Origin of the sequence: Hymenobacter setariae, from assembly GCF_007713685.1 — a bacterium.
Taxonomy (GTDB): domain Bacteria; phylum Bacteroidota; class Bacteroidia; order Cytophagales; family Hymenobacteraceae; genus Hymenobacter; species Hymenobacter setariae.
In genome coordinates this window covers 297959-324081 of the sequence record NZ_VMRJ01000004.1, presented here as the reverse complement: position 1 = coordinate 324081, position 26123 = coordinate 297959, and the positions used below count along the sequence as shown (strand labels likewise).

At 58.8% G+C, this 26123-nt stretch carries 25 protein-coding genes and 1 pseudogene; 21 read left to right on the top strand and 5 right to left on the bottom strand.

What is annotated here, in order from left to right; genetic code table 11:
• Positions 1-34: 34 nt before the first annotated feature.
• Together FNT36_RS16260 and FNT36_RS16255 are read left to right on the top strand one after the other, a co-directional pair.
• Entirely contained in the window at positions 35-1039 is a 1005-nt protein-coding gene (locus FNT36_RS16260) for an SMP-30/gluconolactonase/LRE family protein (protein ID WP_144849846.1), read from the top strand.
• Positions 1040-1131: 92 nt separating this feature from the next.
• The gene (locus tag FNT36_RS16255) at positions 1132-1668 is read left to right on the top strand and encodes a 2'-5' RNA ligase family protein (RefSeq protein ID WP_144849844.1); all 537 of its coding nucleotides are present in this window, start codon (positions 1132-1134) and stop codon (positions 1666-1668) included.
• A 76-nt stretch (positions 1669-1744) separates the two neighbouring features.
• On the opposite strand, the gene FNT36_RS16250 is transcribed toward FNT36_RS16255, so the two are convergent.
• Entirely contained in the window at positions 1745-4750 is a 3006-nt protein-coding gene (locus tag FNT36_RS16250; RefSeq protein ID WP_144849842.1) for a putative LPS assembly protein LptD, read from the bottom strand.
• Positions 4751-4904: 154 nt separating this feature from the next.
• Between FNT36_RS16250 and FNT36_RS16245 the strand changes: the two genes are divergently transcribed.
• The 13 genes and pseudogenes from FNT36_RS16245 to FNT36_RS16185 all read left to right on the top strand — a co-directional run bounded on the left by FNT36_RS16245 (position 4905) and on the right by FNT36_RS16185 (position 16805).
• The gene (locus tag FNT36_RS16245) at positions 4905-5750 is read left to right on the top strand and encodes an N-acetylmuramoyl-L-alanine amidase family protein (RefSeq protein WP_233635980.1); all 846 of its coding nucleotides are present in this window, start codon (positions 4905-4907) and stop codon (positions 5748-5750) included.
• A gap of 131 nt (positions 5751-5881) precedes the next feature.
• Positions 5882-6892 carry an MlaD family protein gene (locus tag FNT36_RS16240; RefSeq protein WP_233635979.1) on the top strand — a complete coding sequence of 337 codons (1011 nt, stop codon included), beginning with the start codon at positions 5882-5884 and terminating at the stop codon, positions 6890-6892.
• A gap of 159 nt (positions 6893-7051) precedes the next feature.
• Positions 7052-8680: an acyl-CoA carboxylase subunit beta gene (locus FNT36_RS16235; protein ID WP_144849838.1), complete on the top strand. Its 1629-nt coding sequence runs from the start codon at positions 7052-7054 to the stop codon at positions 8678-8680.
• Positions 8681-8723: 43 nt separating this feature from the next.
• Positions 8724-9149 carry a surface-adhesin E family protein gene (locus FNT36_RS16230; RefSeq protein WP_144849836.1) on the top strand — a complete coding sequence of 142 codons (426 nt, stop codon included), beginning with the start codon at positions 8724-8726 and terminating at the stop codon, positions 9147-9149.
• The gene (locus FNT36_RS16225) at positions 9134-9616 is read left to right on the top strand and encodes a hypothetical protein (protein ID WP_144849834.1); all 483 of its coding nucleotides are present in this window, start codon (positions 9134-9136) and stop codon (positions 9614-9616) included. Before FNT36_RS16230 ends, FNT36_RS16225 begins: the two co-directional genes overlap by 16 nt.
• Before the next feature lie 103 nt (positions 9617-9719).
• A pseudogene (locus FNT36_RS16220) lies at positions 9720-9968 on the top strand (HigA family addiction module antitoxin); the annotation flags it as partial.
• Between the two features lie 199 nt (positions 9969-10167).
• Positions 10168-10956: a DUF2490 domain-containing protein gene (locus FNT36_RS16215; protein ID WP_144849832.1), complete on the top strand. Its 789-nt coding sequence runs from the start codon at positions 10168-10170 to the stop codon at positions 10954-10956.
• A gap of 270 nt (positions 10957-11226) precedes the next feature.
• Positions 11227-12084 (top strand): ABC transporter ATP-binding protein, encoded by an 858-nt coding sequence (locus FNT36_RS16210; protein WP_144849830.1) that lies wholly within the window; start codon positions 11227-11229, stop codon positions 12082-12084.
• Entirely contained in the window at positions 12068-12841 is a 774-nt protein-coding gene (locus FNT36_RS16205; RefSeq protein ID WP_144849828.1) for a hypothetical protein, read from the top strand. Before FNT36_RS16210 ends, FNT36_RS16205 begins: the two co-directional genes overlap by 17 nt.
• A 12-nt stretch (positions 12842-12853) precedes the next feature.
• Entirely contained in the window at positions 12854-13255 is a 402-nt protein-coding gene (locus FNT36_RS16200) for a GntR family transcriptional regulator (protein WP_144849826.1), read from the top strand.
• The gene (locus FNT36_RS16195; protein ID WP_144849824.1) at positions 13242-13970 is read left to right on the top strand and encodes a hypothetical protein; all 729 of its coding nucleotides are present in this window, start codon (positions 13242-13244) and stop codon (positions 13968-13970) included. The genes FNT36_RS16200 and FNT36_RS16195 overlap by 14 nt, the downstream gene beginning before the upstream one ends.
• A gap of 58 nt (positions 13971-14028) precedes the next feature.
• Positions 14029-15756, top strand: coding sequence for a ubiquinone-dependent pyruvate dehydrogenase (gene poxB, locus FNT36_RS16190; protein WP_144849823.1), 1728 nt, complete (start codon positions 14029-14031; stop codon positions 15754-15756).
• Positions 15757-15932: 176 nt separating this feature from the next.
• Positions 15933-16805 (top strand): transglutaminase-like domain-containing protein, encoded by an 873-nt coding sequence (locus FNT36_RS16185; RefSeq protein ID WP_144849822.1) that lies wholly within the window; start codon positions 15933-15935, stop codon positions 16803-16805.
• 105 nt (positions 16806-16910) lie between these two features.
• Here the strand turns inward: FNT36_RS16185 and FNT36_RS16180 are convergent, their stop codons facing one another.
• Complete coding sequence (locus tag FNT36_RS16180) at positions 16911-17480, bottom strand: thioredoxin domain-containing protein (RefSeq protein ID WP_144849820.1); 570 nt, start codon at positions 17478-17480, stop codon at positions 16911-16913.
• Positions 17481-17530: 50 nt separating this feature from the next.
• Complete coding sequence (locus FNT36_RS16175; protein WP_233635978.1) at positions 17531-18250, bottom strand: 4'-phosphopantetheinyl transferase superfamily protein; 720 nt, start codon at positions 18248-18250, stop codon at positions 17531-17533.
• A gap of 109 nt (positions 18251-18359) precedes the next feature.
• Here FNT36_RS16175 and FNT36_RS16170 point away from each other — a divergent pair, with 109 nt between their 5' ends.
• The gene (locus FNT36_RS16170) at positions 18360-19301 is read left to right on the top strand and encodes a WD40 repeat domain-containing protein (protein ID WP_144849816.1); all 942 of its coding nucleotides are present in this window, start codon (positions 18360-18362) and stop codon (positions 19299-19301) included.
• 122 nt (positions 19302-19423) lie between these two features.
• On the top strand, positions 19424-20464 hold the full coding sequence (locus FNT36_RS16165; protein WP_144849814.1) for a DivIVA domain-containing protein: 1041 nt from the start codon (positions 19424-19426) through the stop codon (positions 20462-20464).
• A gap of 241 nt (positions 20465-20705) precedes the next feature.
• Here FNT36_RS16165 and FNT36_RS16160 read toward each other — a convergent pair whose 3' ends face one another.
• Together FNT36_RS16160 and FNT36_RS16155 are read right to left on the bottom strand one after the other, a co-directional pair.
• The gene (locus FNT36_RS16160) at positions 20706-21497 is read right to left on the bottom strand and encodes an SDR family oxidoreductase (RefSeq protein ID WP_144849812.1); all 792 of its coding nucleotides are present in this window, start codon (positions 21495-21497) and stop codon (positions 20706-20708) included.
• Between the two features lie 9 nt (positions 21498-21506).
• Positions 21507-21884, bottom strand: coding sequence for a cupin domain-containing protein (locus FNT36_RS16155; RefSeq protein ID WP_144849810.1), 378 nt, complete (start codon positions 21882-21884; stop codon positions 21507-21509).
• 142 nt (positions 21885-22026) lie between these two features.
• On the opposite strand from FNT36_RS16155, the gene folB reads away from it, so the two are divergent.
• From folB to FNT36_RS16135, 4 genes are all read left to right on the top strand, one after another.
• Positions 22027-22404, top strand: coding sequence for a dihydroneopterin aldolase (folB, locus tag FNT36_RS16150; protein WP_144849808.1), 378 nt, complete (start codon positions 22027-22029; stop codon positions 22402-22404).
• 155 nt (positions 22405-22559) lie between these two features.
• A complete protein-coding gene (locus FNT36_RS16145; RefSeq protein ID WP_144849806.1) occupies positions 22560-22988 on the top strand; it encodes a BlaI/MecI/CopY family transcriptional regulator in 429 nt (142 codons plus the stop codon).
• On the top strand, positions 22966-25371 hold the full coding sequence (locus tag FNT36_RS16140) for a M56 family metallopeptidase (protein WP_233635977.1): 2406 nt from the start codon (positions 22966-22968) through the stop codon (positions 25369-25371). The genes FNT36_RS16145 and FNT36_RS16140 overlap by 23 nt, the downstream gene beginning before the upstream one ends.
• A gap of 187 nt (positions 25372-25558) precedes the next feature.
• Positions 25559-26110 carry an RNA polymerase sigma factor gene (locus FNT36_RS16135; RefSeq protein ID WP_233635976.1) on the top strand — a complete coding sequence of 184 codons (552 nt, stop codon included), beginning with the start codon at positions 25559-25561 and terminating at the stop codon, positions 26108-26110.
• Positions 26111-26123: the final 13 nt, after the last annotated feature.

Sequence of the window (26123 nt, the reverse complement as noted above, 5' to 3'; positions counted from 1 at the left end):
TAAAAATTTACCATTTCTTCACTATTCAATACCAATGCGTTCTGCTTCTTCTCTCCTGCTGCGCCTCAGCCTAGGTGGCACGCTGTTGCTCTCGGCCGCCGCTTGCGACAAAGACAACGATACCGATAACGATGACCCCGCCCAAGTCACCTTCACGCAGGCTGGCCTCTACCCCGAAGGCACGCAGTACGACGACGACAACGACCGCTTTTTGGTAAGCTCTCAAACGGCAGGTCGCATTGGGCAAGTAGCCGACGATGGCACGTACAGGCAATTTGCCGACGATGAGCGGCTCGTCTCCACCATCGGCCTCAAGCTAGACCAGGCCAGCGGGCGCAACCGCTTGCTGGCGGCTGTGTCAGACCCTGGCTATAACACTACGCGCACCACCAACGATACCCGCCGCAAGCTGGCCGCCGTGGCCATCTTCGACGTCACGAGTGGCACCCGAACCGGCTACGTCAACCTAGGGAGCCTGCGGCCCGCCGCTGCGGCCCACTTTGCCAACGACATCGCCGTCGATGATGCGGGCAATGCCTACGTGACTGACAGCTTCGCGCCCATCATTTATAAGATTGACTTACAGGGCGTGGCTACAGTATTTCTAGAAAATGCGGCGCTGGCCGCTCCAGCCGGCGCGTTTGGCCTCAACGGCATCGTGTACCACCCCGGCGGCTACCTCATCGTGGCCAAGTCAGATGAGGGGGCGCTGATTAAGGTGCCCCTAGCCAACCCCAGCAGCTTCACCAAAGTGACGACTACTGGCCTCACCCTGACCGGCGACGATGGCTTGCAACTCACGGACAATAACACCCTGCTGGTAGCCTGCAATGCCCAGGGCCAGGTGTACCGCCTCAGCAGCACCGACAATTTTGCGAGTGTAACCCAAACTGGCAGCTTTGCCACGGGCGCCGTGTACCCCACCACCCTGGCCCGGCGCGATGGCCAGAGCTACGTGTTGTACTCATACCTCAATGCTTTGCAGCAGATGCAGAACCCGCCCGTGGAGAAGTTCAGCCTCACCCGCGTGGCGTTTTAGGGAGGACATTGGCGCCCTCACAGTAGCTTTGAGGCCGGGGCCGCCGCAGGCAGCCCCGGCTTTTAGTTTCTATTGCTCCGGCTCTTTCGTTCATGCTCGCTATTACCTCCCTGTTGCCGTCGCCGGCATCCGACCACATCAACGCCCTCATTAAGAGCCTGGAAACTGAGTTTGGCCTGACCGACGTGCAGGCCACGCCCGAGCCGCACCTCACCTACCAGCTAGTAGAGCCGCTCGACCTCGACCAACTAAAGGCTGGCTTGCGCCAAATAGCCGATACCACCGCGTCCTTCGTGGCGCACACCACGGGGCTGGGTATGTTTCCGGGCGAGCGGCCCGTTATTCATATTCCGGTGCTGCGTTCCGATTATCTTAATCAGCTGCACCATCGCATTTTGGAGGTAGCTACACCCATGTGCAGCCGCACCGACAAGTATAGCGCCCCCGACCTCTGGCTGCCCCACGTGTCGCTGGCCCTGCACGACACCACGCCCGAGCTCCTAGGTCCGGTATTGCAGTTTCTCAACAACCAAACCTTTAACCTAGAGCTGGATATCACCAACCTCGCCCTGCTGCGTCCCGATGGCGACTTCTTTGTGCGCGAGGAGGTATTTGAGTTTAAGGGGTAAAAGCACGGTGCTTAAACGAAGAAGGGGGAGCGGTTAATAGCTATTAACCGCTCCCCCTTCTTTGTTATGCGATACCCTATCGGTTCAAGATAGTGCGGTTGCGGTTGAGCTTGAGGTCCTGAAGCAGGCTGCTCTTAGCCGCAATAGTGAAGCTGTAGCCACGGGTTTGGCCCACGGGCATCCACATCCCCGTAATCTGCCAGCAGTGCAGGTCGCGGGTGAAGTTGATAACCGGGTACACAAAGGTGTTAGCGCGCAAATCGTAGTTGAGCGTGGAGCTCAGGCGCAGGTTTTCGGTGAGCTTGACTGAGCCCGTGGCCGTGATGGAGTTGTTGGCGAGCAGCGGTACCAGGGCCGCGTAAGCCGCATTGCGGAAGGGCGCAGAGTTGGTGCTGTAGCTAGCTGTGTACTGCACGCTGGCCTCCCACGGAATATCAAAGTCGATATAGTCGGCGTAGATGGCCACCGGCAGCGGCGAACCCAGCACAGGGTCGTTGGAAGGTGCCACGGCCCTAGGTATGTTAGCCGCACTCTTGGGCCGCGCAGCGGGGTTGAATTGGTACCCTAGGCTCAAGTTGGCTGCCGTGAGGCGCGCCAGCTTGAAATTACGCTGGTTGAATAGGTATTCGTTGGTATTGCGGCCAGTCGAATCGCGCTGGTAAAAGGAAAATGCGCTGCTAATCACCACGTTGAGCTTTTTCGCCACCTGCACGCGGTAGTTCAGCGTTAGGGGCGAAAGCTTAGGGGTGAAGTCATCGGCCGCGAAGTTGTACCCTACGGCTAAGTCGATGCCATCGGCCAAGCTCACTTTTTTAAACTCTTCGGTGCCCGTAGTATCATTTTTGTTACGCACCTTCATCTCAATTGAGTTTTGCACTGAGAAGTTAAGGGCGCTCACTCGCGCGCTAGCTGTCTGCCCAAATAGGAAGCCCTGATAGCGCGTGAACGTAGTCGGGTCGAGGAGGCGCCCACCATTGTAGGCTACGCGTAGGTCATTGTTCAGGGCATCGTAGTCTTCTTGTGAGATGCCTCGGTAAGCCGCTGACTTAGAAAGGTCAGGCGAATAAGCATACGTCAGGCTAGGCGTGACTTTGTGGCGAATAGCCTTGATGTTCTTGCTTTTGAAATTCAGCTGCCCGTAGAAAGTCGTCGTGGCCGACAGGTTGGCCGAATAAGAATACGCCCGGCTAAAGCCCCGAGTGGTGTCAATGCGTAGCGCCTGAGCCTGCTCAATGTAGCGGTAGTTCAGCGACTGCGGGTACCAAGTTTCGCCATAGCTCACAGAAGGCTGCAGCTGAATATGGCGAATAAGCGTGGCCGAGGGTAGCGTAATCTGAAACTGGTGTTGGGCCGCGCTCTGAGCGTTGCGCAGCAGCGGCTTTATGTTCGAGAGGCTAAAGGGAATATTGTACGCCGTGGTGCTGCCGCCAAGCAGCGGCAGGCCCGAGCTGAGTGTGCGGGCCGCCACCACGTTGGTTAGCTGGTTTTGGGCCACCAAGTTGTAGCTCACGGCAAACTGCTCGTACCACGCGCCGTGGGGCTTGATGCCCAGCCACTGGTAGGGGTACTGGCGCGCCACGCCCACGCTCAGGTTGGGCAGGGTAAAGGCCATAACGCCCGTCTGCGTATTCTGGCTTTGGCTGGCCTGAATAGAGTAGTTGATGGGTAGGTGACGTAGCTGCTTGGAGTAGCTCACCGTCGAGTTGAAGGCCGGGGTGAGGTAGCGCCGCGGGTCGAGGGTATTCACGCGGTTGTAGAACGAGCTACCCGCCTGCACACTGGCCGTGAAAACCCCGCCGCCCGGCGTGGGCGTGGGCGAGTGGCTCCAGGTAATCCAGAAGCTATTCTGCGAAAGCGGGGCAATGTAGTCGGGGCTGGTGCTGGCCGTGCCAGTGCCCAAAATAGAATTGATGGGCCGGTTGGTAAACGAGATGCGGGCGCTGCCTCGGTAGCGGTAGCGTTTGTTGTACGTCAGCTCGGTATTGATGCCGAAGCCCCCAAAGCGCTCGGCGTTGCCGGCGTAGAGGTCGCCCGTCACGCGCAGCCCTAGGTAGTCGTTGGGGGCCCAGTAATAGCCGCCATTCGAGAGGTAGTAGCCGCGGTCCTGGGCTTGCCCGAAGGTCGGAATAATGATGCCTGAGCCCCGCCCACCGTGCTGCATGGGGAAGTAGCCAAACGGTAGACCTAGGGGCAATGGCACATCGCCGATAACCATGTGAAACGGCCCCGTAATAATGGCCTTGCCCGGTATCACCTTGGCCTTGGCCGCCCTGATGTAGAAGTGCGGGTGCTCGAGGTTACAGGTGGTGTAGGTGGTGCCTAGGTTATGTATTGTATTGTCGGGCTGGCGCTTGGCTACTTCCGAGTGCACGTAGCCCTCGCCTTGCTGCGTTATGGCGCCCGAAATAAGGCCCCGCTTGCTTTTGAAGTTGTAAGCGATTTCCTCGGCCGTATAGTTGCCGTTGCCGTCCTTGAACACAGGCTTACCAATGGTCCTATTTTTCAGCGAGTCGCGGCGGCCGTTGGCCAGCACAGTGCTGCGGCCGTAGTCCACCGTGATAAGGTCGGCCTTCATGTTCATGGCCCCGTAGTCCACGTTGGCCTTGCTGTAGAGGCGGGCTACCTTCTTGGTCACATCAAACTGAATTGAGTCGGTGGCCGAGTATTTCACGGTTGTCTCGATGGGGCTGCGGCGCTTGAGGTCGGCTAGGTGCAGCGAGTCTTCGCGGCGGCCAGCACGGCTGGTATCGCGGGCCAAGCCGATGGTATCGCCGCTGAGGCTAGGAGCCGGCTTGCGCGACACGGACGGCACCTGCGGCCGGCCAGTGTTGGTTTGGCCGGGTGGGGGTGGGCTCTGGGGCTCGTTGGGGTCGGCCGAGATGTTGCGTACCGGCTGGGTAGGCGCCGAGCCCGCCCGCCGTTTGCCCTGCGTGCGCGGGGCCGACGTAGAGTCCGCCTTGGTCTGGGCGAAGGCCAGCGGGCCGCTTAACAGCAGCAGAAAAAAGCACAGCCAAGCTGGCACCCAGCCAGCCCATAAGCAAGCGCGCCAGCCAGTGGCCGAAGGAAAGACAGAAGACAGCAAGTGAAAGGTAGCGCCGGGCGAATTACTTTTGGGGTTCCAGACAAACAAAGATAGCAGGCAGCCAACCTGCTGCGGCGGCATTCCCCAGTGCCGCCTTTTTCCCCCAACGAACGACGTGCGGATTATTGCTTCCTTAGCTGTTAGCTTTTGGCTCTTGGCTGCTAGCTTTTTTTCCGGCCCTTCTAAAACGACGGCCCAAAGCAGCCAAAACCCGGTCGGGCACAAGCCTTCGGCTGAACAAAAGGCTGACAGCCAGCTGCTGGAAATTGCCAGCCCCGACGAGGCCAATCGCTACCGCCTGCGCACGGTGGTGCTCGATGCTGGCCACGGCGGCAAAGACATTGGCTGCTCGGGCAAGTCGGCTCACGAGGCCGATGTAGCCTTGGCCATCATCCTGGACCTAGGGCGCCGCATCAAGGAAGGCTACCCCGGTGTGCGAGTCATTTACACGCGCCGCACCGACGTGTTTGTGGAGCTCGACGAGCGCGCCGCTATTGCCAACCGCAACCACGCCGACCTTTTTATTTCGGTGCATTGCAATGCCGGCCCGCACGCTTCGCACGGCACCGAGGTGTGGTGTATGGGTCCGCACAAGACCGAGGCCAACCTAGGCGTAGCTAAGCGCGAGAACGCGGTAATCTTGCAAGAGAAAGACTATCAGCGCCGCTACGACGGCTTCAACCCCAACTCGCCGCAGGGCAACATTCTGTTTTCGCTGTTTCAGAGCGCCTATATCACCAACTCGCTGCGCCTGGCCCAGCGCGTGGATAGACACTTTCGCACCAGCGTGGGGCGCAGCTCGCGCGGGGTCAAGCAGGCCGGCTTTATCGTGCTCTGGAAGTCTACGATGCCCTCTATACTCGTGGAATCGGGTTTTTTAACTAACCCAACCGAAGAAAATTATCTCGGCAATAAGGCCGGGCAGCAGGCTATTGCGGGCGGTATTTATCGCGCTTTTCGAGAGTATAAGCACGACCTCGAAGGCGGACCAGCTGAGTAAGTTAGTGACTTGCCTACGGGGGAGGTAAACATCCGGGCGGCGTTTACGTTAGGAAGCCTTAGGCGGGCTTGCTACTGCGCAAGCATCCGCACTTCCTCAAAACCCGTGAATCAGCTTTAATCTGCAATACTGTGTCTAAAGAAATAAAAGTAGGCCTATTGGCCGTAGTAGCGTTAGTGGCGTTGGCGGTAGGCTTCAATTTCCTGCGCGGCAGCAACTTGTTGTCGAACGACCGCACTTATTATGCTATTTATCCCAAGGTAGATGGTCTTAATGTGGGCGCCCCGGTCATTCTGAATGGTATCAAAGTAGGGCAGGTGAAAAACCTGGAGCTACAGCCCGAGAGTAACAACAGTGTGCGTGCCTCGATAGAGCTCGAAAAGGGCGTAACGGTAGGCGACTCGACCAAGGCTGGCCTCAGTGGCTCGCTACTTGGTTCCAAAACCATCACGCTAGTGCTAGGGTCTGACTCTAAGAAGTTTACCGGGGGCGAAACCCTGAAAACGACCACCGCTGTGAGCCTTACCGATGTAGTACAGGCGCGCGCCACAGTACTGCTCGATACCGTGAACTCAACACTGGCACACCTAAACGGCTTCCTGAATAAGGATGCGCAAACCAACATCCAGGGTACTCTGGTAGGCGCTCGCCAAAGCACTGAAGCCTTGCAACGCCTCATCGCCGCCAACCAAGCCAATATCAACCAGATTACTCGTAACCTGGCTCAAATGAGCGCTGCGCTTAACAAGAGCACTGCTAAGCTCGACCACATCGCCAACAATTTCACCCAACTGTCTGATTCGCTCAAAGCGGCTCCCGTAGGCCCCGCCTTGCGCAACCTGAACGCTACCCTCGCCGAAGCGCAAACGTCGCTCAAGGGCGTAAGCACGGCTCTGAACGACAAAAAAGGTTCGCTGGGCAAGCTCATCAACGACTCGCTGCTCTACAACAACTTGAACGCCACGGCCGCCAGTGCTGACGCGCTGCTAGCCGACATGAAAGAAAACCCCAAAGACTACGTGCATTTCTCGGTGTTTGGCGGTGGTAAGAAAAAAGTGAAAACGGAAACCACGACGCAGCCCGACGGTACGAAAAAGACTGAGCAAAAAAAGGTTACTTCGGCTAGTGCGCTTGCAAACTAATAAGTACCCTCGCTCTGCTTATAACTTTGAAACCCGTCCCAATTAGGGGCGGGTTTTTTTGTAGCGCGGACTTTTAGTGCGCGACTACTTATTTCTGAATAGCATTAAGCTTCGCGGATTGAAAGTTCGCGCCACTCTCCCCATCCCACCCAATTAGTTATGAACGTCGAGTTCAATCGCAACGAAGACCATCTGCAGCAGCTCACGTACCAGCTGCGCAAAAAGCTTGAAAAAGTAGCCCTAGGGGGCGGCGAAAAGCGTATTGCCGCTCATAAGGCCAAGGGCAAGCTCACCGCTCGCGAGCGCATCAACTACCTGCTCGATAAGGGCGCCGCCCAAGTTGAAATTGGCGCCTTTGCCGGTGAGGGCATGTACCCCGACGAAGGGGGCTGCCCCAGCGGCGGCGTGGTTGTGGTGCTAGGATATGTGCAAGGCCGCCAGTGCGTGGTCGTGGCCAACGACGCTACCGTGAAGGCCGGCGCCTGGTTTCCCATCACGGCTAAGAAAAACCTGCGGGCCCAAGAAATCAGCATCGAAAACAAGCTGCCGATTATCTACCTTGTCGATTCGGCGGGCGTGTACCTGCCGATGCAGGACGAAATTTTTCCGGATAAGGAGCACTTCGGCCGCATCTTCCGCAACAACGCGGTGATGTCCTCGATGGGCATTGTTCAGATTTCGGCCATCATGGGGCCTTGCGTGGCGGGTGGCGCTTACCTGCCCATCATGAGCGACGAGGCCATGATAGTGAGCGGTACCGGCTCGGTGTTTCTGGCTGGCTCGTACCTGGTAAAGTCGGCCATCGGCGAAACCATCGACAACGAAGCCCTAGGTGGCGCAGCTATGCACTCGGAGGTGTCGGGCGTGACCGACTATAAGTTTGACACCGATGAGGAGGCGCTCGACCACATCCGTAACATCTTCGACAAGCTGGGCGCGCAGCCCTCGGCTGGCTTCAGCCGCGCCACGCCCGCCGCGCCTAGGTTGCCCGAGAAAGAGCTCTACGGCTTGCTGCCCGCCGACCGCGCCAAGCCCTACGACATGATGGAAATCATCAACCGGCTGGTCGATAACTCGGAGTTTGAGCCCTATAAAGACTTGTATGGCCAAACGCTTATCTGCGGGCTGGCGCGCATCGATGGCTGGGCCGTGGGCATCGTGGCCAACCAGCGCAAAATCGTGAAGAGCAAGAAAACGGGTATGCAGATGGGCGGCGTCATTTACTCCGATTCGGCCGATAAGGCGGCCCGCTTCATCATGAACTGCAACCAGAAGCGTATTCCGCTGGTGTTTTTGCACGATGTATCGGGTTTCATGGTGGGCAGCCAGAGCGAGCAAGGCGGTATCATTAAAGACGGCGCCAAGATGGTGAATGCTATGAGTAACAGCGTGGTACCTAAGTTCACCGTGATAGTTGGCAACAGCTACGGCGCCGGCAACTATGCCATGTGCGGCAAGGCCTACGACCCGCGCCTCATTGTGGCTTGGCCCACCGCCCAACTCGCCGTGATGAGCGGCGCCGCGGCCGCTAACACGCTCCTCCAAATTCAGGTCGCCAGCCTCAAAGCCAAGGGTGAGGTCATCACGCCCGAAGCCGAGAAGGAACTGCTCGACCGCATCAAGGCCCGCTACGACGAGCAATTATCACCCTACTATGCAGCGGCCCGCCTCTGGGTCGATGCCGTAATTGACCCGCTTGAAACGCGTAAGGTTATCTCGCAAGGAATCAGCGCCGCCAACCATGCGCCGATTGAGAAAGCATATAACGTGGGCGTTATTCAGGTGTGAACTACCTTGCAGTTCAATTCAATAGTTCACGTTTGTTAATTGCATGAAAACCGTACTATTTAGATTTTTGATAATTTTTGCTATCATACTTACTAAAAATATACCTGCGAATTCGCAAGCGTGGGCCTTGGTAGCAAAAGACCCTAATGGCGAATCCTATTCAATGAAAAGTGCCTCGAATGAGGCATACACCTACAATAAAAAGGTTTGGGTACGACATACATCTCCCAGATTGACTACTCATACGAAAGATGGGCGAGATGCTGTTTTTCCCAATGCATCTGAAGTAAAGTTATATAGTTTTGATTGCAATTCAAGGCGACTTATGCTTTATCAGGTTGTAGTTTATAACTCAAAAGGCTTAGTAGTAAATACCTATAAGGAAGAGGAATATGAAAGGACTTGGGATGAAGTTATTCCTGATAGTATAGGGGAAATGCTACTCAACAAAGCATGTCAACTTTTTTAAAAGAAAATTTTATGAGTTCAATAGTCTACCGTATTGGCCAAGATGGCTATGTGTATCCAAGTGATAAGGTGATTCCAGTGAAGACGTTATACTTTATTGAAACAGTATTAATACCGGAAAAGACAACTTTAGTGCTTAAAAGGGAATATTATACTGCGTATTTACAAGACCCTGAAAGGCAGCGAGTAACTGGTAACGTATTAGAGTGGCAGGGTATTCGGTGTCGTATAGAAGAGCGTGATGGTTGGGCTAGTGATTCGGATAAGAAGGACTTTGGACTTGAAGGTATTGTGCTAATAGCCCACATTACAGATAGAAGAAACAGGCAAGAGCGCCTCTTATTCACTAACAATTGGCATGATGGAGCAGCTTGGAATCAATTGATGGCTTACGTACGAGATTTGGCTGGAGTAGAACGTCATGAGCACATATTTGAAGCACGCCAACTGCGATTGAGAATAAGCTGACTTACTTAATCGTCAGGTAGATTGAAATTTGCCGTCAAGTAGTTTTACTATGTCCACGCTCCCCAATACCCACCCCAGCGAAGTACTCTAGGAGGAATTTCTAACCGGACTCAACCTCACCGCCTACCGCCTCGCCCAAGACGTAGGTATTCCCCAAACCCGTCTCTCAGAAATCCTGAAGCGCAAGCGTCATATTACTGCCGACACGGCCCTACGTCTAGCCCGCTATTTTGGCAACTCGCCCAAATTTTGGTTAGGATTGCAAAATGACTACGACCTTGAAGAAGAACAGCGTGCCCACGTGGCGAATTTTGACCGCATTCCAGCCTTCACTCAAAAAGCCGCTGCCTAGGCGGCTTTTTGTTTTATACTCAAGCTGTATTAAACCGGCGCGAGCTTAGCGCAATGATTAGGTTGCCCCTCTAAACTGGCGCGAGTTTAGCGAGGCGTAACTTGTGCTAGTAGCGAGGCCTCTCACTAAGCGCGTGTACTTCGCATTCGCGATACCTTTGTGAAGCGGCTGTGAACATTTGTGCTGCTAATGTTATCAAATGCGTATTTCTACGTTTGCGGGGTTGCTTTTTACCCTAGGGGTGGCCGGGCGGGCTCATGCCCAATCTGTTCTCAACCCTGAGCAGCCTTGGGGAAGCTGGCTGGTGGGCACGGTGCAGCTGCCAGGCAGCGCCACCAACCGCTGGGGCGGCTTTGCCGAGGTACAGATACGCACCAATGCCGTATTCCACGATTATTTCTACAACGAGATAAAGGCGGGGGGCAGCTTCGACATCGACCCCAACTTCACGGCAACCGTGGCGGGGGGGCGTTACACCACTTCTGAATACCAAGACCTAGGAGCCGGCCCCCTCAACTCCGAAAAGCGCTTGTGGGAACAACTGGTACTTACGCAGTACACGCACCGTCTCAAGCTGGAGCACCGCTACCGCATCGAGCAGCGGTGGTTTACGTTTCGCGACGACCGCACCGAGTTTCGGCAGCGCTTCCGCTACCGCCTCAATGCATTTCTGCCGCTTGGGCACCAAAAAATAGAGCCTGGTACCGCCTTCCTGGTCGCTTACGACGAAGTTTTTCTCAACCCTAAGGGGCCCGTTTTTGAGCGCAATCGCGTGTACGGTGGCGTAGGCTACCAGTTTAATAAGCACCTGTTTTTGCAGGTCGGCTACGTCAACCAAGCTAACTACAACTATACCGCCAGCCAGGGACAGTTCATCTTGCAAAACACGGCCGCCAAAAACAATGTGGTGCTGAACGTGACCTACAAGATTTTGCATAAGAACGCCAAAGCGCAGCCTGTAGAAAAGCTGCCCTCGCAGCCCGACTAAGCGCTGGCCTACCTAGGCTAGTATGGCAACTTTGCTCAGCTAAAACCCGGACGCAGTCGCTAGCGGCTAAGCATTACCATAATCTCACAGGAGCTTCTAAAAAATGCCCTAGGTGGCATGTTTAGGCACTTTTGTGCCATGGCCGCAGCAACGGGAGGCGATACTTTTCCCGGGGAGTAAAAATAAATATGCAGCAAATGGTATCAATGCTGCGTAATGTGTCTACGTTTGTAGTGCACTAGTAACGTAGAACACTAAAGCGCCTCTCACATGGTCCGCATCCGTAACCTGCACTTTGGCTACTCCCGCCGAGCGCTCCAACTCGAAAACCTGAACCTAGACTTGCTCCGCGGCCGCATCTATGGCCTGCTTGGCAAAAACGGGGCGGGCAAGTCCACCTTGCTCAAAAACATCGTGGGGCTGGCCTTCCCACAGTCGGGTACCTGCGAGCTCGACGGCCACGCCGCCGCCCGGCGCCGGCCCGACACGCTGCAAGACCTGTTCTTTCTACCCGAGGATGTGCAGGTGCCGCCCGTCACGGCTACGCAGCTAGCGGCCAGCACGGGCGTGTTCTACCCACGCTTTGATGAAGGCGCGTTTCACGAGTACTTGCGCGAGCTCGACGTGCCGTCGATGAAGCAGCTCACGGCCCTCAGCTACGGCCAGCAGAAGAAGGTGCTGATTGCCTTTGCCCTGGCTACCAACACCAGCCTGCTCGTGCTGGATGAGCCCACCAACGGCCTTGATATTCCGAGCAAGGCACAATTTCGCAAGCTAGTGGCGCGGGCGCTAGGGGAGGAGCGGTGCGTTATCATTTCCACGCACCAGGTGCGCGACCTCGACAGCCTTATCGATACGGTGCTGGTGCTGCACGAGCGCCGGATAGTGCTCAACGAAACTATCGACCAACTAGCTGAGCAACTCAGCTTTGGCACGGCGCCAGTGGGCACGGCGCCCCCCGATGTGCTATATGCCGAAGTAGCGGCGCGCGGCCAGCAAGTCATCCGGCCCAACCACGCCGGGGCTTACAGCAAAGTCGATTTAGAGTTGCTTTTCAATGCCTTAACCGGCCCGCAATCGGCCGTGGCTTCCTACCTAACCCAGCGCCAACATGAACCAGTACTTTAATCTCGCCCGCTTTGGGCGTTTGCTGCGCAAGCACACTCTTGAGCATATAAAGGGCTACGCAATAAGCGTCGCTGTGCTGGCCGGCGGCATTGCAGTGGTGCTCGGCAGTCTTACGTATCTGCGACATTGGCCGCTTGACCACGAGATGCAGCTAATCCTATTCATATTCGGGCTTCTGGCAGCAGGCGGGGTGTTTACCTCGACGGTGTTCGCCGAAGTTGGTGACCCCAAGCGAGCCGCCACGGCGTTGCTGCTGCCTACCTCCCACATCGAAAAATACCTTGTGGCATGGTTCTACTCGCTACCACTGTTTCTAGTAATTTACGCAGTGGTTTTTACGGGTGTCAATCTATTGATACTCAAGGTTGGTAGCAATGGGCACCCGTATGAGTTGTATGATTTTTCGCGTGGAGCTAGCGAGTGGGTTTCGCCACTGCTAAGCTACGTGCTTTTGCATAGTGTCGCATTGTGGGGAGCTATCTACTTCCAGCGGCTGCATGTCATCAAAACTGCCTTTCTGATTTTTGGCTCGATGCTACTATTGCTGCTAGTGAATCGGCAAGTGATGCTAGCCTTGTTGCCGAGCAGTCGGCCTATTGCCCCCTTCAGCGATGTGTGGGTAGGGGAGGGAATGCAATCGTCTTTGCTTTCACTACCTGATAATCAATGGCAGCTTCTTATGGTGCTGTTGCCTATTGCGTTGGCCATGCTGCTGTGGGCGGCCTCCTACGCCCGGCTCACCGAGAAGCAGCTTTAACATGAAACTCTTATGGAATTTAATGATAACGAAGCCATTTACCTGCAAATAGCTGGGTACGTGGGCGAGAATATCCTGCGCCAGCAGTGGCCGCCCGACCAAAAAATACCGTCGGTGCGCGACCTAGCGGCCGAACTGCAAGTAAACCCCAACACCGTGATGCGCACCTACGAGTTTTTGCAAGGCCAGGGCGTGGTTTATAATAAGCGCGGCCTAGGCATGTTTGTGGCCCCCGATGCGGGCCAGAAGGTGCAGGCCTTCCGCCGCGAGCGGTTTTTGCAGCAAGAGCTGCCCAATTTCTTCAATACTATTTCGCTGCTGGGCATCGGCTTTGAGGAGCTGGCTCAGCGCTACGAGCAGTTCAAGGCCGCGCAGGCCGCCATTCCTTCGCTTTCGACCCATGAAAAACAGTAGCAAATTTCTGCTGGCCGCCGTGTTGGTGCTGCTGGCCTCACTCACGGCCTACAACATGGCCCTACGCACCGAATACCGCCTAGGTACCTATAAAGACCCCCTACGCGGCTTTGCCACACTGCCGCTCACGGGCTTCAGCGAAGTGGCTGTGCCGGCTGCCACTACGGTGAGTGTTAAGATAGTATCTGGCCCGTTTAGCGTGCGCATCAATCCCCGGGCGCAGGAGTTTGTGCACGTGCGGCAGCAAGGCACGCGGTTGGTGATAGAGGCCGATTTTCCGGAGCGCCAGAAGTTCTTAGGCTGGGGCGACGGCGTGGTGATTAGCTGCCCGCGCCTCACGGCCGTGAGTGCCGATGCGGTGTACCTAGAAGCCGGCCAGCGGCGGGTTGACAAGGGCTACCCCGACAACCGCATAGTGCGGGTGCAAGGCTTCGTGCAAGACAGCCTGACCGTGCGGGCCGACAATGGCAGCCACGTAGAGCTGACCGGCAACCAGCTAAGCATGCTGCGCGCCACCACCGGGGCCATGCCCGGCAGCCACGCTAGCCTCAACATCGAAGCCGATAACCGCATTGCAGCGGCCCAGCTTGACCTGCGGCACCAAAGCGAATTGAAGATGAAGAATATCCTGATTCCGGGACTGCGCTACCAGGTGTCGGATAGTGCGCAAGCCTTTTTGAGCGGCGCCGCCCTGCGGAGCTTGGTGCAAAAATGAACGTGGAGGCTAAAGTAGCCGTAAGCAGAAGTCATTAGCTTATTAACTACTTGGTTACATGCCTCAGAAAACAGTTGCTGAAATTATCATTGACACGCTGCAAGCAGCAGGGGTCAAACGGGTCTACGGACTGGTGGGCGACTCGCTCAATGGCCTGACTGACACCATCCGGACGCGCGAGGGGATAGAATTTATTCAAGTGCGGCACGAAGAAGCCGGGGCCTTTGCGGCTGGCGCCGAGGCCCGCATGACGGGCAGCCTGACCGTGTGCGCCGGCTCGTGCGGGCCCGGCAACACCCACCTCCTCAATGGCCTCTACGACTGCCACCGCAGCCGCATGCCAGTGCTGGCCCTAGCCGCCCAAATTCCGAGCGTGGAAATCGGTACGGGCTATTTTCAGGAAACCCACCCCGAGCGCACGTTTCAAGAGTGCAGCCACTACTGCCAGGTAATAGCTACCCCTAAGCAGGCCGTGCGCATGGTCGAGGGTGCCATTCAGGCATCGATAGGTTTAGGAGGTGTATCGGTACTGGTAGTGCCCGGCGATGTGCTGCACCTCAAGGCCGACGCGCCCGAGCCCCGTATTCCGTCCCTAGGTCATTCTAGCGCCCTAGTGCCCGCCAGCACCAAGATTGCCGAGGCCGCCCGCCTGCTCAACGAGTGCGAAAAAGTGACCATCTTGGCGGGCATAGGCTGCGACAGCGCCCACGCCCAGCTGCTGCAAGCCGCCCAGGCATTGCAGGCGCCCGTGGTGCACGCCTTGCGTGGCAAGGAATGCATCGAGCCCAACAACCCCTACGATGTAGGGTTGACTGGCCTGCTGGGCATGCCGGCCGGCTACCACGCCCTCATGGATGCCGACGGCATCCTGATGCTAGGTACCGACTTTCCATATCGGCAGTTCTTTCCCGAAAATGCCCGGGTGGTGCAAATCGATAAACGCGCCGAGCACCTAGGGCGCCGTACTAGGGTAGAAGTGGGCCTGCATGGCTCTGTCATCGAGACCCTAGGGCTGCTGCTACCACAGCTGCGCACTCGTACCGATTCGGCGCACTTGCGCACCGCCCAGCAGCGCCATCGCGAAGACGATGCCCACCTAGCCGAACTCGCCACTGGCGACGCCGGCGATACCAGCCTGCACCCGCAGCACGTGGCCCGCCTGCTCGATGAGCTAGGTGCCCACAACGCTGTATACACCTGCGACGTGGGTACGCCCACCATCTGGGCCGCCCGCTACCTACACATGAATGGCCACCGCCGTTTGCTAGGCTCCTTCATCCACGGTAGTATGGCCAATGCGCTCTCGCAAGCTATTGGTATTCAATTAGCAGAGCAAGGCCGCCAGGTGATTGCCATGTGTGGCGATGGTGGCTTTGCCATGCTGCTAAGCGAGCTGCTGACCCTGCGCCAGCTCAAAGTGCCCGTGAAGGTTATCATCTTCAACAACAGCGCCTACGGCTTTGTGGAGCTAGAAATGAAAGCCGCCGGCACGCTCGAATACGGCACTACCCTCGACAATCCTGATTTTGGCAAACTGGCCGAGGCAGCGGGCGTCAAAGGCTACCGCGTGAGCGACCCCGCTCAACTCGAAAGCGTGCTGCGCGAAGCTCTGGCCCACGACGGCCCCGTGGTAGTCGATGCCGTGGTGAAGCGCCAAGAGCTGAGTATGCCGCCCACCATCGACCGCCACCAGGCCACCGGCTTTGGTCTCTATGCCCTCAAAGCCCTCATGGATGGGCGCGGCGGTGAACTGCTCGAAATGGCTAAAACCAATCTGACGCGCTAGCGAACACCTAGGGCTTTTACTAGCCAGTGAGGGAGTAGCAGCCGCCCCCCAAGATGCGGCTGCTACTCCCTCACTGGCTATTTTTTGTGCAAAGAACTCTGTCAGAATGAACACAAATTCTGCTTGGCGCTGTTAAATTTCGCCCCCGGCGCACAACCGGGGTTGCCTTTATCAGCATGACGACGAAAGAAATAAAAGCCCTCATTTCGCTACTCGACGACCCGGAAATTGCCCCCCAAATCCAGAGTGAAATTCAGAACCTGGGCGAAACCATAATTCCGTATCTAGAGGAGTCGTGGGAGGAAACCCTTGACCCTCAGCAGCAGCAGCGCCTCGAAGACCTCATTCATCAACTCCAGTTTGAGGGCTTGCAGCAGCGGCTGCGAGTGTGGCGCGATGCCGGTGCCCAAGACCTGCTAGAGGGCATGTGGCTGCTCAACTCCTACCAGTACCCTGACGCTGACTTGCAGGCCCTCAACCGGGCCATCGAGCAGTTGCGCTTCGAGGCCTGGACGCTGCTGCGTTCCGAGATGCACCCCGCCGACCAGGTGCAGATGCTCAACCACGTTATTTTCCGCAACCATAAGTTTTCGGCAAATACCCAGCACTTTCACTCGCCGGCCAACTCCATGCTTCAGCGCGTGATAGAAACCAAGCGTGGCAATCCGCTTTCGCTCTGCGTTATCTATCTGCTGGTGGCCCAGCGTCTCGACCTGCCCGTGTTTGGCGTGAATCTGCCTAATTTGTTTGTGCTCACCTACCAGCCCGAGAACAAAGCGTTTGAGCCGTTCTACATCAACTGCTACAACCGTGGTGTGGTGTTGTCGCGGGCTGACATCGAGCACTACGTAGGCCAGCTCGGCATCACGTCGCAAGAGGCTTTTTATGAGCCCTGTTCCAACCTCGACATCGTGCGCCGCGCCATGCGCAACCTGCAAGTGAGCTTCGAAAAGCTGCAAGAGCTAGGCAAGGCCGAAGAAGTCTCGCAGCTCCTAGCCATCTTAACAGACGACAAGCCCAAGCCCGAAACAGAAAGTGAGGAAGACTAAGCGGTAGCCCGGACCGCAAAGCCTGAGTTGCTCAAGCTAAACAGTAAAAAAAGCTCGCTGCCAATACGGCAGCGAGCTTTTTTTATTTGATGACCTAGGGTGAGTCTATCGTTTGATAAGGCAACCAGCGGCCCGTTTATCGGCCACGCCGGCGGGCCGGCCGGCCAGTACGTTGTCGAGCACTTGCTGCAAGTAGCGCTGCTGCACGCCCCCGGCTACTTGCGGATTGTCGTCGATGGCGCCGCGGTAGCGCACCGCAAAGCCTCCACCGGCCGGCTGCAGCACCACGGCCTCGGTAGTTTTAGTGACACCTAGGGCTGCGCTGGCTGCGCCCGCCTCATCGGAGTAGGTGGCCAGCGACGCCCCGCCGCCCTCATTGGCATCGAGGTTGATGGGCACGTTAACGAACATAAACTGCACGCCCCGGCCGCTATAGGCGCTATTCAGCGCAGCGAGGCGCTCTTGGTAGAGGCGGGTGAAGGCGCAGGCCGGGTTTACGAAGATGACGACCACTGCCTTCTGGCCAGCGTAGGCGCTCAACGAGGCACTGCCACCGCCGTTTTTCTGCACCGTGAAATCACTAACGGTGCCGCTCTGCGCCCGCACGACGCCCACCGTGATGGTGGCGGCCAGCAGCGCCGCCGCTAGGACTAAAGAAAGTTTGCGAATCGACATGGGTGGAGTAAAATGAAACCAGGAAATAGGCAGGAATGGCGTAGATGCCGCTAAGTAAGAGAAGGAAGTGAGTAGCAGTAGGTGAGCACATAGCCCCCGGCCGGCTGAAAGTAGCAAATCCGGTGCCGAGAACTGCGGCCGGCTAGCTCGAGCCGCGCCGACAGCTCGCCGGCGCTGGGCCAGGTGGCGGGTGGGGTAGGAGGGGCTGGCAAGTCAAGCAGTAGGTTTTGGCGGAAGATAATGCCACGCTGTCCGGCCAGTTTATAAAGCGTTTCCTTGGCGCTCCACAGCAGGCTGAACAGCTCGATAGCGAGCGTCGGCTGGCTATTTATAATAAGCTCATTAGCAGTCAATTCTTCAGGAGTCAAAAACTTGCGGGCGATGCGTAGTGCCTTGTCGCGCACCACCTCCACATCGACGCCCACGGCCGCGCCGGCCGGGGCCAGCAGCGCCGCCACCCACTCGCCAGAATGCGACAGTGACACGGCCGGCCCTAGGTCGGGCCCGCTGGCCAGAAAGGGGCGACCAGTAGCATCATTGTGCAGCAGCAGGCCCACAGAATCAGGAGCCACGGCGGCTAGCATTCGTTGCACCAGCACGCGGCCGGCCAGCCACTGTGCCTGGCGTGGGACATCGGCGCGGGCGGGCAGCAGGGGGCGGTAAGCATCGGGGGCGGACAACTGGGGCCACAGCGCGAGGGGCGTTTCGGTGAGGTGCCAAAGGCCTAGGTGGGCCCCGCCGGGCAGCGGGCGGATGGAATGAAGCGGCATAGGTGGCAGTGCCCAGGCGGGCAAGCGGCGAAAATAGCACCTACCCGCCCGCGCACTGCCGCCCAGGCCCGACCTTTGCGCGCCCATTGCGCCGCTTGCCCCTTTTCTAATGTCGCTTTCCGCTCCTGCCTCTCGCCCCAATGCCCGCAACATTGCCACCCTGGCTGGGCACCGCGATGCCGTGTACGCGCTGGCTGGTCGGCCGGGCTCCGACCGTATTTTTTCGAGTGGCGCCGATGGCCTCGTGGTGGCCTGGAATGTAGCCGAGCCCGCTCAAGATGGCGAGCTACTGGCGCGGGTTGATAACTCAGTGTACGCGCTGTGCGAGCTGCCGACACGCGGCTTACTGGCCCTAGGGCAAAATTTTCAGGGCGTGCAAGTGCTTGACTTGCAGAATAAGGCACTCGTGTACGCTACTGCGCTACCACCAGTAGCCATCTTCGACTTGGTGTATTCGGAGTCGCGCCAGCGCCTGTATTGCGCCCTGGCCGATGGCACGCTGGCTGTGCTGCGAGGCAGCGACTTTCGGCTCGAAAACCTGCTGCGCATCACCGATAAAAGCTTGCGCACGCTAGCCCTGAGCGAAACGCAGCACGAGTTGGCAGTAGGCAGCTCCGACCACCTAGTACGAGTGCTTGACCTCGATTCGCTCGCTGTAAAAACGACGCTCACCGAAGCCACCAATTCGGTATTCACCGTGGCGTATTCGCCCGATGGGCAGCACCTGCTGGCGGCGGGGCGCGATGCCCACCTGCGCCGCTACGCCACGGCTGGCTATGCGCTGGTCGATGAAGTTGTTGCGCATATGTATGCTATTAACAACCTGTCGTTTAGCGCCGATGGGCGCTACCTAGGTAGCTGCTCGCTCGACAAAAGCATCAAGCTCTGGGACGCCGATAGCCTAGCCCTGCTGCGGGTGCTCGACCGAGCGCGGGCGGCCGGCCACGGCACCTCCGTCAATAAGCTGGTTTGGCCGGGTAGCCAGCAACGGCTAGTTTCGTGTAGCGATGACCGTAGCCTAGCCGTGTGGCAATTGGTAATGAGCAACTAGCAGTGAGCAGAGTGCAATTTCACTCGGTTTGAAATCGTTGCTCGTCGGTCATTGCTACTTTTTTTTACAACTTTTCAGGCCTTTTCGCTTATTTATTATTCTTGCTCATTGCTACTTGATTTATGAAAATTACCGCCCTTGATATTCGGCAAAAAACGTTTGAGAAAGCCTTCCGGGGCGTGGATAAGGACGAGGTGCAGGCCTTCCTCAACATGGTGTCGCAGCAGTGGGAGCGCCTAGGTGACGAAAACCGCGAACTGCGCCTCAAGCTCGAGCACGCCCAGCAAGATGTACAGAAGATGCGGGAGGTGGAAAGCTCGCTCTACCGCACCCTTAAAACGGCCGAAGACACCGGCAACTCCATCACCGAGCAGGCCCAGCGCGATGCCGACTTGCGCCGCCGCGAGGCCCAGCTCCAGGCCGAGCACACGCTGGCCGAAGCCCGCCAGCGCGCCCGCACCATCGTGGACGAGGCCTACCAAACCGCCGAAAAAACGGTGGCCGACATGCAGAAGGAAGTGGCTGGCCTAGGCCAAGACTGCCAGCGCCTAGAGCAGCAGCTCGACACGCTAGTGCGCGACCTGCACCACCTAGCCTCCGACGCCCTAGAAAAAGTAGAGCGGGCCCGCACCCGCCCCAAAAATGGCCCGGCGGCCATCCTTTCGCGGGCGGCAAGCGTACAGGTAAAGCGGCCCGCCGAACCGGCGGCCCCCGAACCTAAGCCCACCCCCGCCATGAACGCGAACATTCCTGCTTTTACCCCGTCGGCCGCCGCAGTAGCTAGCGCCCCCAGCGCCCCAGCCAGCGCCGAGTTTGGCCTGCCTGCCCGTGCCGAGCGCCTAGCTCAGCCTGCTGGCTACAACCCCAAGCCGGGCCAGCAGCCCGACCCCCGCGACCCTAACCAGGCGCCTAGCCCCGATATTGAGCGGCCCAACGCGCCTTCCGAAAACCCTGGTATTTCGCCCGCACCGCACGTAGACCCGGCTAGCCCCTCGCCTGTGCCCGACCCGCCCGCACCCTACGTGGAGCCCGCCCGCCCCGAGTTTCAGCCCATCGGCCCCGACTACCCGGAGATTCAGCAGCCTGAGCCGATGACGCACCCCGGCATGAAGCAAGCCGCGGCCGAACCGGTAGCAGAGAAGTCATTTTTCGACGAGATTTAAGAAGCACATTGCTTTATAAAGAAGGCGCTTGGTAGCTACCAAGCGCCTTCTTTGTTTCTGTACATTATCAAGCGAAGAAACCCTCCCCCTACGCCTGTCATGCTGAGCTTGCGAAGCATCTTCTCACGCTAGGTCGTTTATATCGTGAGAAGATGCTTCGCAAGCTCAGCATGACAGGCGCGGGGGAGGGGTTCGTTTTTCATGGCAAGCCTAGAGCGGTGTTGTGTAGAGCCGCTGAAGCTTACAACAGCGCCTTTATCCAGCCGCCATCTACCGGGATGGAGCTAGCCGTGATGTAGCTGGCACGTGCCGAGCACAAGAACGCTGCCAGCGCCGCAAATTCGGCGGGTTCACCTAGGCGCTGCATCGGGATTTCGCGGGTCCAGCGGGCGGTAGCATCTTCCGTAGAGATGCCTTCGCGGTCGGCCGTGGCCTGGGCGAGGTGCTCGACGCGGTCGGTGCGGGTGTAGCCGGGCAAGATGTTATTGACCGTGACGCCGAAGGGCGCCACCTCCGTGGCCAGCGTGCGGGCAAAGCCGGTGACGGCAGCGCGCAAGCTATTCGACAGCATCAGGCCGGCTACCGGCTGCTTCACGGCGATGGACGTGATGTTAAGAATGCGGCCCCAGCCGCGCTCTTTCATGCCGGGCAGCACGGCGCGGGTCAGCTCGATTACGCTAGTGAGCAGAAGCTTGGTGGCAGCCTCCCAGGCCTCGGGGGCGTGCTGCTCGAAGGTGCCCGAGGGCGGCCCGCCAGCATTCGTCACCAGGATATCGACTTGCCCGAAGCGAGTCAGCGCGGCTTTCGTCACGCTCGCCACGCCGTCCAGCGTCGAGACGTCGGCCACTACAGCCAGCACGGGCACGCCATGCGCGGCTTCAATGGCGGCGGCCGTTTGCTGGAGGGCCTCAGCGCCGCGGGCACACAGCACCAGCGAGGCGCCTTCGGCGGCCAGTTCTTCGGCCACGGCCCGGCCCAAGCCCTTACTAGCGGCCGCTACGAGGGCTACTTTTCCTTTTATTCCTAGGTCCATGAGTAAGGATTATTTCTGGCGGAGGTAGGCGTCGCTGCCATCGAGCCAGTCTTGGCGGGGCGGGCTGAATACGTCCACATCGAGGGTGTCTTCGAGCGCCTCGGCCTGGTGCCACACGTTGGACGGGATGCAGAGCACTTCACCGGCCCGCACGATAACTTCTTCGCCCGCGTCATCACCTAAGTGAAAGCGCAGCGCACCTTCCAAGATGTAAGTAATCTGCTCGTTGATGTGCTGGTGCCGGGGCACGATGGCGCCTTTCTTGAGGTACACGTGAGCCAGCATCATGTCTTGGCCCGTGATAAGGCGGCGGCCAATGGTATCGGAAAGCTGGTCGACGGGCATGTCGTTCCAGCGGTGGTGCGTAACCTGAGGGGTGGGTTCCATGCGAAGGAGATGGTTGAGCGGGCCAAGTTAGCCGCCAAACCGCTAAGGCGGCTCCGGGCAGTATTTGCGCCGCACTTTTGCCCTGGCGGCTGGCCTCGACGGGCCTAGGCCGCATCATTCACGAAGTCATTTCCTTACCCCCATGGGCCAAATCGCACTCGAAGGATTAGAGTTTTTTGCCTTCCACGGCTACTACGACGAAGAGCAAAAAATCGGCAACAAATACGGTGTCGACCTGCACCTCAAAACCGACCTGCACGCCGCCGGCGCATCCGATAAGCTGGCCGAAACCGTCAACTACGAGGTGCTCTACCGCCTCGTGCTGGCCGAGATGCAGCTGCCGGCGCGCTTGCTCGAGCACCTAGGGCACCGCATTCTAGACCGCATCATGAACGAGTTTCCGCAGGTGAAGCGCGGGCGCGTGAGTATCTCGAAATTCAACCCGCCCTTAGGAGGCATCTGCCACCGCGCCCGGGTGACACTGAGCCGCAAGGCCCAGGCGCATACCAAGGAGGCGTAGAAGTAATAAAGTCAGCTTGTAAAAATAATTGCATTGACTATCAATGCGTTGATTCAAAATACGATAAATTTCGTATGTTATTCTTGCATCTACGAAATGTGTCGTACAATCTTTGGCCTACGAAATACTTCGTATGAAACTTTTTCCGTCTGACTATGGCCAAAGCACCTCCCAAACCTACGGACGCTGAGCTGGAAATCTTACAGGTGCTGTGGCAGCACGGCCCCGCTACGGTGCGCACCGTGAATGAGCAGCTTAGCAAAAGCCGCGAGGTGGGCTACACCACCACGCTGAAAATTATGCAGCTGATGCTGGACAAAGGCCTCGTGCAGCGCGACGACGAAGGCCGCAGCCACATCTACCGGGCGGCCGTGCGCGAGCAGGATACCCAAGGGCTGCTGCTAGACCGCTTTGTGGAAGCCACCTTCGGCGGCTCGGCCCTGAAGCTGGTAATGCAGGCCCTAGGTCACCGCCGCACCTCGCCCGACGAGCTAGCCCAGATTCGGCGCTTGCTCAATGACATTGAGATTCAAAACGCTAACCAACCCAATCCCAACCCCGATGACAACGCCCCAGGTGCTTAGAGAAGTATTGTCGCCCGCGCTGGTGCGGGGCGTTGGCTATGCGCTGCTGCACTCGCTGTGGCAGGGTGGGGCATTGGCCGTGCTGCTGGCGGGCGTGCTGCCGCTGCTGCGCCGGCACCGGGCCGAGGTGCGCTACGCAGTGTCGGCCGGTGCGCTGGCCACGCTCGTGCTGGCCGTGGGGCTGACGTTCAACTTTTATTATCAAAGCCAGCCGGCAACTACCGGCCAATGGGTGGCAGCTAGCCCAGTGGCCAGCAACGCGGTACTGGCTGCCGATGCCACGGCCGCAACTAATCTGGCCGCCCCGGCCGCCGCTAGCCAGCTGGCGCCGCTCGCGTGGCTTCAGGCTAATGCGCGTAACCTAGAGCCGTACCTACCGGCGGTAGTAGGAGTGTGGCTGCTGGGCCTGCTGCTGATGAGCGGCCGGTTGGCTGGGGGCCTGGTGTACACCAACAGGCTGCGCCGGGCAGGTACCCAAGCCCTAGGTGCCGAGTGGCAGCAGCGACTAGCCGCTTTAGCGCGCCGAGCTGGCGTGCGGCAACCGGTGGCACTGCTCGAGTCGGCCCGGGTAGCGGGGCCGCTAGTGCTGGGGCATTTGCGGCCAGCCATTCTGTTGCCCCTAGGGGCAGTGGCGGGCCTGAGCCCGGCGCTTCTAGAAGCGCTGCTGGCGCATGAGCTGGCCCACATCGTGCGCCGCGACTACCTGCTCAACCTGGGCTTAGCCGTGGTGGAGGTGCTATTCTTTTACCACCCTGCGGTGTGGTTTATGGCCGGCTGCCTACGGGCCGAACGCGAAAACTGCTGCGACGACCAAGCCGCGGCCCTTTGCGGCGGCGACCGCCTGCGAGTGGCCCGTGCCCTGGCCGCCCTTGCCGAGCTAGAAGCCGCTCCGGCTACGGCGCCGCGCCTAGCGCTGGCCGCCACCGGCACCGGCGGGCGTGGCTCGCTGCTAGCGCGGGTGCGGCGGCTGGCCCTAGGTCGGCCCCAGGCACCCACACTGGGCGAAGGCCTGCTGGCCCTGCTGCTGGGTGTGGTAGGCGTGGCTGGCCTGAGTACTGGCGTAGCGCTAGCCGCCCCGGCTGGTAATAGAGTAGTGAAGGCCTTGGTTACTACCGGCAAGCAAGCGCTGGCTCCCGCCGATACAACTCAGAAAGTCCCCGTAGTCATGGCTGGGCCCGCCGCCGATGCAAGCGACTTGCGTGAAGAAGTAGTAAGCACGCCGGCTGTAGTTGCTGCGCCGCGGGTACGCATGGCTACCACGCTGCAAGGCCGCCCGCCGCGCCGCGACCGGGCCAGCACCGTCGTCATCGAGAAAGACAAAAAGGGCCGCATCGTGAACCTGCTCGTGAACGGCCAGCCCGTAGAAACGGACGCCTCCGGCAAAAAAGCCAAGCGCGACAAGAAGGAAAAAGTGCGCACTGTAGAAGTAGTGCGCGTGCCCAACGAGACGGTGCGGGTGGAGCGCCTGGAGCGCCCTAGGGCCCGCACGTACAGCTTCAACATGTCGCCCGACCGAGCCAACGAAATGGCGCAGTTTGGCCTGGCTGAAGCCCTGAATAACCAAGAGCTGACCACCGAGCAGCGGGAGCAAATGGAGCGCGAGCTAGGGCGCCTGAAAGCCCAGGGTAAGGCACTGGAAGGTCTAACGGTTGAGCCTCGCCAAGAGCTACGGCTCAACCTGAATGGCCTCGCCTACAACCTTGGCAATGGCCTGGCCTACAACCCGGAAAAATGGCGGGATGCACAGCGCCGCATGCAAGAAGGGCAGCAGCGCCTACGCGACGGCCAGCGGCGCTTTTTAAAAGCGCAACGCCAGTTTGAACTGCTTGACTTAACTGGTAGAGCCGACCGCGATGCGGCTCAGGCCGACCGTGAGGCTGCCCGCGCCGACCGCGAGGCCGAACAAGCTGACCGTGCTAACGACCGTACCGAACTAGCCGCCCGCCGCGCCGAGCTGCGCGCCCGCATTGCCGCCGATGCCGCCGAGCTGCGGGCGCTAGAGCGCTCTAGCGCTCGCCAGCCTCTAACTCAGGTGCCTGCACCGCCTAGGCCCCCCCGGGCGCCCCGGTCGGTGGCTCCGGCTGCGCCCGTGCCCCCAGCGGCCCCGGGTGCGCCTGGTGCCCCCGGTGCGCCTAATGCGCCGCTCCCGCCGGCCCCGCCGACCGCGCCCAATACTATTAAGCTGCGCGAGGCGCTACGCAACGACGGTCTGATTCAGGACGACAAGCACTTCTCGTTTAACCTCAACGACCAGGGTGGGCGCGTGAATGGCAAAGCCCTCACGCCCGAGCAAGCCACCAAGTACCGCCAGTTGCTGAACCTGCCCACAACTAAAATCAAGGGCAGCAAAACGAACTTCGGCATCACGGTAGACGAAAACTAAGCGGCTACCTGCTAGGCCCAGAAGCGGGCTGGTTATCTGATAAACAGGTAGCTAGCCCGCTTTTTTGTGCCCGGAAAGGGAGGTCGCCCCCTTTTTTCAAGAAAATTTTCTTAGCTCGCTGTAACGAATGGACACGCTGCCGGTACTCCCTTCAAAACCTGATTCCTCCGACCCTTTCGCTGCCCGTATGTCTGCCGCCGCCGCTATCCAATTCAGCGATGAAGTCCTCATGGAGCGGGTGCGGGCCGACGAGCTCGACTGCCTCACCGGGCTGTTTGAGCGCTACCAGGGGCCGCTGTTTGGTTTCTTAGCCCGGCTCGCAAACGGCGACCGGGAGGTGGCCCAAGACTTGACCCAAAACGTATTTATGCGGGTGCTGCGCTACCGCGCCAGCTACCAGCCGGGCCAGTCTTTCCGGGCCTGGGTCTACCAGCTAGCCCGCCACGTGTGGGCCGACCATTACCAGCGCCAGCGCCCCAGCGCCGACCTAGAAGAAGTAGAAAAAACGGCCGCCCACGGCCGCGCCGCCCAGGCCCAGCGCGCCTACCACGACCAGCAGCAGGCCCTGCACGAAGCCTTGGCCCTGCTGCCCGCCGCCCAGCGCGAGGTACTGGTGCTGCACCGCTTCCAGGGCTTCGATTACGCCGAAATCGGCGAGCAGCTGGGCTGCACCGCCGGCGCCGCCCGCGTAAAAGCCCACCGGGCGCTCGATGCGCTCCGTAAAATATATCTAAGCTGAGTTTTAATGCTTT